Origin of the sequence: Pseudomonas sp. IT-P253 (genome assembly GCF_949768125.1) — a bacterium.
Taxonomy (GTDB): Bacteria; Pseudomonadota; Gammaproteobacteria; order Pseudomonadales; family Pseudomonadaceae; genus Aquipseudomonas.
This window is the reverse complement of sequence record NZ_CATKPT010000039.1, coordinates 19,295-27,223: the sequence shown is the minus strand read 5'-3', so window position 1 is coordinate 27,223 and position 7,929 is coordinate 19,295. Positions and strand designations below refer to the sequence as shown.

Annotated in this window: 5 protein-coding genes; all 5 read right to left on the bottom strand. The window is 59.9% G+C overall.

Translation table 11 applies throughout. The features are described from left to right. Nucleotides 1-173: 173 nt before the first annotated feature. Nucleotides 174-3,977 carry a YhdP family protein gene (locus ACM6IR_RS19975; RefSeq protein ID WP_414909292.1) on the bottom strand — a complete coding sequence of 1,268 codons (3,804 nt, stop codon included), beginning with the start codon at nt 3,975-3,977 and terminating at the stop codon, nt 174-176. Between the two features lie 75 nt (nt 3,978-4,052). Continuing rightward, nucleotides 4,053-5,510 carry a ribonuclease G gene (gene rng / locus ACM6IR_RS19970; RefSeq protein WP_414909291.1) on the bottom strand — a complete coding sequence of 486 codons (1,458 nt, stop codon included), beginning with the start codon at nt 5,508-5,510 and terminating at the stop codon, nt 4,053-4,055. Between the two features lie 57 nt (nt 5,511-5,567). Further along, a complete protein-coding gene (locus ACM6IR_RS19965; RefSeq protein ID WP_414909290.1) occupies nt 5,568-6,164 on the bottom strand; it encodes a Maf family protein in 597 nt (198 codons plus the stop codon). A 90-nt stretch (nt 6,165-6,254) separates the two neighbouring features. After that, nucleotides 6,255-6,746, bottom strand: coding sequence for a rod shape-determining protein MreD (gene mreD, locus ACM6IR_RS19960; RefSeq protein WP_414909289.1), 492 nt, complete (start codon nt 6,744-6,746; stop codon nt 6,255-6,257). Continuing rightward, on the bottom strand, nt 6,746-7,888 hold the full coding sequence (gene mreC / locus ACM6IR_RS19955; protein ID WP_414909293.1) for a rod shape-determining protein MreC: 1,143 nt from the start codon (nt 7,886-7,888) through the stop codon (nt 6,746-6,748). The genes mreD and mreC overlap by 1 nt, the downstream gene beginning before the upstream one ends. Nucleotides 7,889-7,929 lie beyond the last annotated feature (41 nt).

Genomic DNA, 7,929 nt, shown 5'->3' with positions numbered 1-7,929 from the left:
CCGGCTGCACAGCAGTCGAAAATCTGGAATGCACGGTTTACCTGACAGGTCGAGGTGTCTGATTTTACGACTGCTTCGCAGCCGGACGCAGGCTTCGCCAGCTGCTACGAGGGACTGCGTCGCCACATAAATGTCTTTGGCCATGCTACTCCATTGGCCAAAGACGTGGCTCTTCAAAAAGGTTTGTCGTAGGTGATTTTAGGCTCTTTCCACGGACCTTTGACGGTGTACTTCACGCTGGCGAAACGCGCCACGCGGTCACCAATCAGTTTGTCCATCAGGAACAGCGCCCCGCCGACAGCCGGCGCACCAACGATCAGCGCGGCAATCGGCAGGTTATTGGTGACCGGCAAGGTCACCACCAACTTGGCATCGATCTGATCGCCTACCAGGTTCAGGGTGCCGTTGAGTTCGACATTGCTCGAAGGGCCTGTCATCTGAATGGGCTCACGGGTCACATAAGCCCCGTTGGTTGCGACCAGCAGCCCTTTAACGCGGTCATAACTCAGGCCTTTGCCAAACAGGTCGGAGAAATCCAGGCGCAGGCGACGACCGATGGAGTTGAAGTTAAGCAGGCCAAATACCCGTAGCGCCTGAGCGCTGCCTTCGACTTCGACAAACTGGCCTTTACTCATAGAAGCATCAAGCGTCCCGGAGAAACGCTTGCTGGCCAACCAGGCCGGCGAACCGGGCCAGCGACCGTCGACATCCATACGAAAACTTTCGCTGGTAACGCTCGGCGCAAATCCCCAGCCCTTCAGCACATCCGCAAGGTTCTTGCCGCTGATCCGACCCTTGTACCAACTGCTGGAACTGCCAGGCACACCTTCCCAGCCGCCATTGCCCTGCAAGAGAATACCCTTGAGGCCCATGTCCAGCGTATTGAGGGCAATACCCTTGGCGGTCGGACGAACCTTGAGCGACCAGGCGCCGACGAGATCCTGCCCCTGAAACAGTTGATTGATGATGATGTCCATCGCCGGGATCTTCCTCGGATCCACGGACGCCAGTGGGTCCGGCGAGTTTTCATCGGCCAGGACCTTTGGATCCGGTGCCGGCAAGCGCACGTATTGCAGATTGATCGCAATCGGCACGCCCTTCGCATCGGGGAGTCCTGCACTGCCTTTGGCTTGCCGGCTGTCGAGCTGTAACGTCCACGCGGTCGGATTACGGGTCAACTGAACCGATGCCTGATCAAGCGTAGTGCCCAACGCGGTGAGCTTGCCGACCTTGAAATCCGCACCACTGAGCAACTGCTTGGCGCTGCCGCCAGGATCCTGACCGGCGTATTTGTCCGCCAGATCGATCCACGGCCCGACATCCAGCTCCGACAGCACGCCGCGCACCCGCAAGCCTTTGCTCCCGGGCAGCACGGCACTTGTGCCCCCCAGGAACAGCTCGCCGCGACCGTCGGCGAAGTTGTCCGTCGGGGCGGCAAACGTGAAGTCCGCCAGTTCGCCGTAATTGAGCCAGTAGCGCCGCTCCGGCCCTTGCAAGGTCATGCGGAACGTAGTGTTGCGCCCTGCATTGGCCGACATGCCAAAGGGCGCTGGCAAATCGACCACCACCCCTTTGAGGTCGGAGGTGACCATCAACTGGCTATCGGCGCCATCCAGATTCAGCTGGAGTTGATACGGGATCAGACCGGAAACCGGCAACGGTTGAGTGACGTTCAACCAGTCAGTGAGTCTCTTCACCTCAACCTGACCGGAGGCCGCGACACGGGTCTTGATGTTGCCCGCGCGGCCATCAGCGAAAATCTGTGCAGTGACGGGCTTGTCAAAGGCGCGGGCGCTGATGTTCTGCCCGCTCAGACCCTTGGCGCTGTCGAAACGGAAATCGCCCTTGAGTTGTGTCAGCTCCAGCGGTGGCTCGGCCAGTTTCAAACGCGCCTTGGCCGTCTGGAAGTCGACGAGAATTTTCGGCTCTTCGCCTTTGGCCAGTGGAATATCGAGTTTCAGCTTGCCTTGCAGATCGCCGTCGCCTTCCCACCGGGCAAACGTATCGGCAGTACCGATCGGCGCTTCCTGCAGAATTTTCAGGCCATCCCCCAAACCGCCAGCGAACTCTCCGTCGAGGAACAGATGGCTGCTCTGCCCGTCCGGAACATGGGGAATGTTGACGTAAATGTCGCGAACCTGGGTGCCGAGCAACTGGCCCTTGCTGGCCAGAATCCGCACACCACTGTCTTCGACAAACACGTCACCCGTGACCTTGCTGACATGCGGCCAGCCCGGTTGAAACGCCAGTTCGGCATCGTGAACCTTGAAGAACAGGCTGATGCTGCGGGCCGTATCGGCAGCGCCATGGTTCAGCGAACCCTGATACTGGAAGAAGCCTTCGTCCACCGCACCTTTGAGAATCGCTGTCCGTAACCATTCGTCCAATGCCGGGCTGAGAACGGCTGGAAGGTACTTGGCGGTGTAACGGCCATCGCCGTCGACCATACCGACCCGCAGGTCCATGTAGTCTTCCTGGGTATGATCGAAGTGCAGACGGATCAGGAAGTCGCCAGCAATCTTGCCCTCCTCGCCCAGCACCTTCAGGTACGGCGCAATCAGGGTGAAGCCTTCATTATCGAGCTTCCAGGTCAACCGGGCATTGGCCTGAATGTATTGCCATGGCTTGGCGAAGATCGGGTCCAGATGGAGCACAAAGTCTTTGCTGTCCATGCGCAGCTCGCCCTTGCCAAGGTCACCACTGAGGCTTCCGCTGACATTTCGGGCCGCCGGTGCACCGTGATAGGCATCGAAACCGACCCGATCCAGATTGGCGGCAAAGCTGAATTTGCTGTCATCGGTGACATTGGGCCGGATGTCGATCAGGACATTGCGCAGACCACCCGTCACTTTCAAGTGCTCGACTACGGTGGCAACCCCCTCGGGGAGCGGCCCCAAGGCATTCAAAAGGGGCGTGAGCGGAGTGAGATCGAGGCGATCGGCTTGCAGGTGCCACAGCTCGTCTGCCTGGTCGGCAGTCCCGCTTTGTTTAAGTTGCAGATGCGACTCCCAACGGGTATCGCCGAAATTCATGGCCAACGAATCCAGCGTCACCAGAACCCCTTCGGCACTGCGCTGGAAATAGCCGTTGAGCGCCAGGTTGTCGATCTGAATCGGCTTGCGTTCGGCGTAGGCGCCCTTGAGCTGTGGCGCATTCAAGCGGATCGCAGCGCTTTGCAGCAAACCCTTGTTCCAGTTCAACCAGAACTCGCCGCCAGCCTTGATCCGGGAAAAATTCCATTTCTGGGTGAGCCGCTCGGGCAACCATTTCGCCCAGTCGCTTTGTGGCACGCTCAGGTACGCATCGACCTCGCCAACCTTCCACTCGCTGGCGCTAATGCGGGTCCGCAGGCTCGCCGCCACCGGTTGGCCATCGGGTAGCGTCAACCGAACATCGAGACGCTGACGGCCGGCGCCGGTTTTCAGGTTGAGACCAACGTACGTCAGAGTCAGTGGCGGCTGACCCAACGACTGCAAGGTGACCTGGCTGTCGAGCACCGACAGCTGCTGGACCATTTGCAGTTGATTGAGCAGTTGTTCCGGGTCCAGCGGCTGATCCTGCTGCACTGGCAATCCTTCCAGCGCCCACTGACCACCCTCGCCTTCCTTTAGGCTGATCTTCAGGCCGTTGAGCTCCAGGTGAGCAATGCGCAGTTCGCGTGCCAGCAGGCTGGCCAAGAGATCGGGCACCGCACGCACTTGATCCAGGCGCAGCGCATTGACACCCTCACCGACCGTTACGTCGTGAGCCAGCAAAATCGGCGCGAAGCCGCTCCAGCTACCTTCCAGCCTGCCGATTTGCAACGGCATACCCAGGGCTGAGGCGGCCCTGGTTTGGACTTCAGCACGGTACTCGGCCACTAGCGGCGTCAGCTCTCTGCCAAGGCTGACGAACACTGCCATCAACACCAGTGCCAACGCGCAGAGGCCCAGACCCCAGCGGGTCAGTGCGGCCAAAATGCGTGTCAGACGCTCCATGTCAGGTGGCCCCCATGGCAAAAATGCTGCAAAAAGCTGAAGCCAGCCGTTTCAGTCGGATTAGAACAAAGCGATTCAGAGCAGCACCACGTCGTATTGTTCCTGGGAATACATGGTTTCCACCTGGAACCGAATGGTGCGTCCGATAAAGCCTTCAAGCTCAGCGACGTTGCCTGACTCTTCATCGAGCAAACGGTCGACAACTTTCTGATTCGCCAATACACGATAGCCCTCCGCCTGATAGGCGCGAGCCTCGCGGAGGATTTCGCGGAAAATCTCGTAGCAAACGGTTTCCGGCGTCTTCAGTTTGCCGCGACCCTGGCAACAGCTGCAGGGCTCGCACAGCACTTGTTCAAGGCTTTCGCGGGTGCGCTTGCGGGTCATCTGCACCAGGCCCAACTCGGTAATGCCGATGATGTTGGTCTTGGCGTGATCGCGCTCCAGCTGCTTCTCGAGCGTACGCAGCACCTGGCGTTGATGCTCTTCATCTTCCATGTCGATGAAGTCGATGATGATGATCCCGCCCAGGTTACGCAGGCGCAATTGCCGAGCGATGGCGGTCGCGGCTTCGAGGTTGGTCTTGAAGATGGTTTCTTCGAGGTTGCGATGACCGACGAACGCACCGGTGTTGACATCAATGGTGCTCATGGCTTCTGCCGGATCGACCACCAGATACCCGCCGGACTTCAGCGGGACTTTGCGTTCCAGGGCTTTCTGGATTTCGTCCTCGACGCCGTACAAATCGAAAATCGGGCGCTCTCCCGGGTAGTGCTCAAGACGATCGGCGATTTCCGGCATCAGTTCGGCGACGAACTGCGTGGTTTTCTGAAAGGTTTCCCGGGAATCGATCCGGATCTTCTCGATTTTCGGGCTCACCAGGTCACGCAAGGTACGCAGTGCCAGGCCGAGGTCCTCGTAGATCACACTCGGCGCACTGATGGTCAGGATCTGGGCATTGATCTGATCCCACAGACGGCGCAGGTAGCGGATGTCCATCAGAATCTCATCGGCTCCCGCGCCCTCGGCGGCGGTACGCAGGATGAAACCACCGGCTTCCTTGATGCCCTCTTTGTCCACGCAGTCAGTGACCACTTGCTTGAGGCGTTCACGCTCGGCTTCGTCTTCGATCTTCAGCGAAATGCCGACATGTGCGGTGCGCGGCATGTACACCAGATAACGCGATGGAATCGACAGCTGCGTCGTCAGGCGCGCGCCTTTGGAGCCGATCGGGTCCTTGGTGACTTGCACCACCAGGCTTTGGCCTTCGTGAACCAGCGCGCTGATGCTCTCAACTGCCGGGCCTTCGCGCATGGAAATTTCCGAGGCATGAATGAACGCAGCTCGGTCCAGGCCGATGTCGACGAACGCCGCCTGCATGCCAGGCAATACCCGCACAACCTTTCCTTTATAGATATTGCCAACGATCCCGCGCTTTTGCGTGCGCTCGACATGGACCTCTTGCAGGACACCGTTTTCGACCACCGCCACGCGCGATTCCATCGGCGTGATGTTGATCAGGATCTCTTCACTCATGGCAGGGTCTCGCTCAGGCATATTCACGATAATGGCCGCATCTGGTCAGTTCGACGCTCAGCGCGCGTTAAGGGTTTGCCAACAGGGTATGCCGAAACGGCCGAGCAGCTCGAAGGTTTCGCACAGCGGCAATCCGACCACCGCCGAATAGCTGCCATCGAGCCCGGCGACAAACACCGCGCCCAGTCCTTGAATGCCATAGCCGCCGGCCTTGTCTCGCGGTTCACCGCTGGCCCAGTAGGCCGCTGCTTCCTGGGTGCTGATCTGGCGAAAACGCACCAGACTGCGCACCACCCGCGATTCGCAACGCTCACCGTCGAGCACTGCAATGGCCGTCAGGACTTCGTGTTCATGACCGGACAGCATCATCAGCATGGCGCATGCGTCGGCTTCATCAACCGGCTTGCCGAGAATTTTTCCATTCAGCACCACTGCAGTGTCGGCGCCCATTACGCAAAAATCTGCATCGGACACGACCGTGCCGCGTCCGACCTCGGCCTTGCCGCGTGCCAGGCGCTCGACATAGGCCGCAGGGGATTCATGAGTCAAAGGGGTTTCATCGATGTCCGCGCTGATGACGCAGAACGGCACGCCGATCTGCGAGAGCAGTTCACGCCGACGCGGCGAGCCTGAGGCGAGGTACAGCTGTTTCATCAAGACATCTCCTTGTCTAGTGCCCTGTCTCACAAATACTGTTCCTTTTTGGCGAGACAGGGCACCGGTGCGGGCAAATGCCTGACCGAATTAATTGATTTTGTAGCGTCGGCGCAATCCGCGCAAACCAAAGCTGATCCATGGCCAGAGCAGCGCACTGACCAATGCCGGAAGCACCAGTGCCAGCGTCGGCTGACGATTGCCGGTCAAAGCGCTGAGCCAAAGTTGAACCAGCTGCGCGAGGCCGAAAATCACCAGGATCACCAGGCACTGTTGCCACATCGGGAACATGCGCAGGCGCTGTTGCAACGACAGCACCAGGAACGTAATGAGTGTCAGGATCAACGCGTTCTGACCCAGTAGCGTGCCGTAGAGCACGTCTTCAGCCAGGCCCAGGCACCACGCGGTGACCATGCCGACTTTCTGCGGCAAGGCCAACGCCCAGAACGCCAGCAACAAGGCCAGCCAGAGCGGACGGAGGATTTCCATGAATTGCGGCAGCGGTGAAACGCTGAGCAGCAGGCCGACGGCAAACGTCAGCCAGACTATCCAGCCGTTTCGGGATGAAGTAGCACCCGGCATTATTCTCGTCCCCCAGTGGTCGCCGGCGCGGTGACAGGCGGTTTGGCAGCGGGCTTGGCGGCAGCGGGTTGAGCTGCTGGCGGCTTGGCCGACGCAGGTGGCTTGGTCGCGGCAGGTTTCGCAGCGCCATGAGTGGCCGCCGGCTTGGCCGGGGTGGTAACGGCAGGTGCAGCGGGTGCGGCCGCCGGCGCAGCAGGTGCCGCAACGGTAGCCGGGACGAGGGCCGGTTTCGGCACGGTCGCCGGGATGATCGGCCCACCGCCGTGCTGGTCCAGCGCTTCCTGGGCCTGGGCGGCGTCGTTGGCACGTTCTTCGGCGGTGCGACCATCGCTGAACACCAGCAGCAGGTAACGGCTGCGGTTAAGGGCTGCAGTCGGCACGGCGCGGACAATGGCAAACGGCTGTCCGGAATCGTGGATCACTTCCTTGACTGTCGCCACCGGGTAACCCGCCGGGAAACGCTGACCCAAGCCAGAGCTGACCAGCAGATCGCCTTCCTTGATATCGGCAGTGTCGGCCACGTGGCGCAGTTCGAGACGTTCCGGGTTGCCGGTGCCGCTGGCAATCGCCCGCAGACCGTTGCGGTTCACCTGCACCGGAATGCTGTGAGTGGTGTCGGTCAGCAGCAGTACGCGGGAGGTGTAGGGCATCAACTCGACCACCTGCCCCATCAAGCCACGGGCATCGAGCACCGGCTGGCCGAGGACCACACCGTCGCGCTCACCTTTATTGATGATGATGCGGTGGGTAAAGGGGTTGGGGTCCATGCCGATCAATTCGGCCACTTCGACCTTCTCGTTGACCAGTGCGGAGGAATTGAGCAATTCGCGCAGCCGAACGTTCTGCTCGGTGAGGGCCGCCAGCTTTTGCATGCGCCCCTGCAACAGCAGGTTTTCGGTTTTGAGTTTTTCGTTTTCGGCAACGAGCTCGGTACGGCTGCCAAATTGGCTGGCCACACCTTGCCATAGCCGCTGCGGTAGGTCGGTGATCCAGTAAGACTGCATCAGCACCAGCGACATCTGGCTACGCACTGGCTTGAGCAGTGTGAAGCGGGCATCGACCACCATTAGCGCGACCGATAGCACGACCAGCACCAATACGCGCACGCCCAATGAGGGGCCTTTGGTGAAAAGCGGTTTAATAAGCCGCTCCTCCCAGGCAAATGTGTTCTTTATTCATACGG

What these genes read in the sequence shown, in the direction of transcription:
- mreD (WP_414909289.1), bottom strand. Translation starts at nt 6,746, where the DNA reads ATGCCGGGTGCTACTTCATCCCGAAACGGCTGGATAGTCTGGCTGACG.
- ACM6IR_RS19975 (WP_414909292.1), bottom strand. Translation starts at nt 3,977, where the DNA reads ATGGAGCGTCTGACACGCATTTTGGCCGCACTGACCCGCTGGGGTCTG.
- ACM6IR_RS19965 (WP_414909290.1), bottom strand. Translation starts at nt 6,164, where the DNA reads ATGAAACAGCTGTACCTCGCCTCAGGCTCGCCGCGTCGGCGTGAACTG.
- rng (WP_414909291.1), bottom strand. Translation starts at nt 5,510, where the DNA reads ATGAGTGAAGAGATCCTGATCAACATCACGCCGATGGAATCGCGCGTG.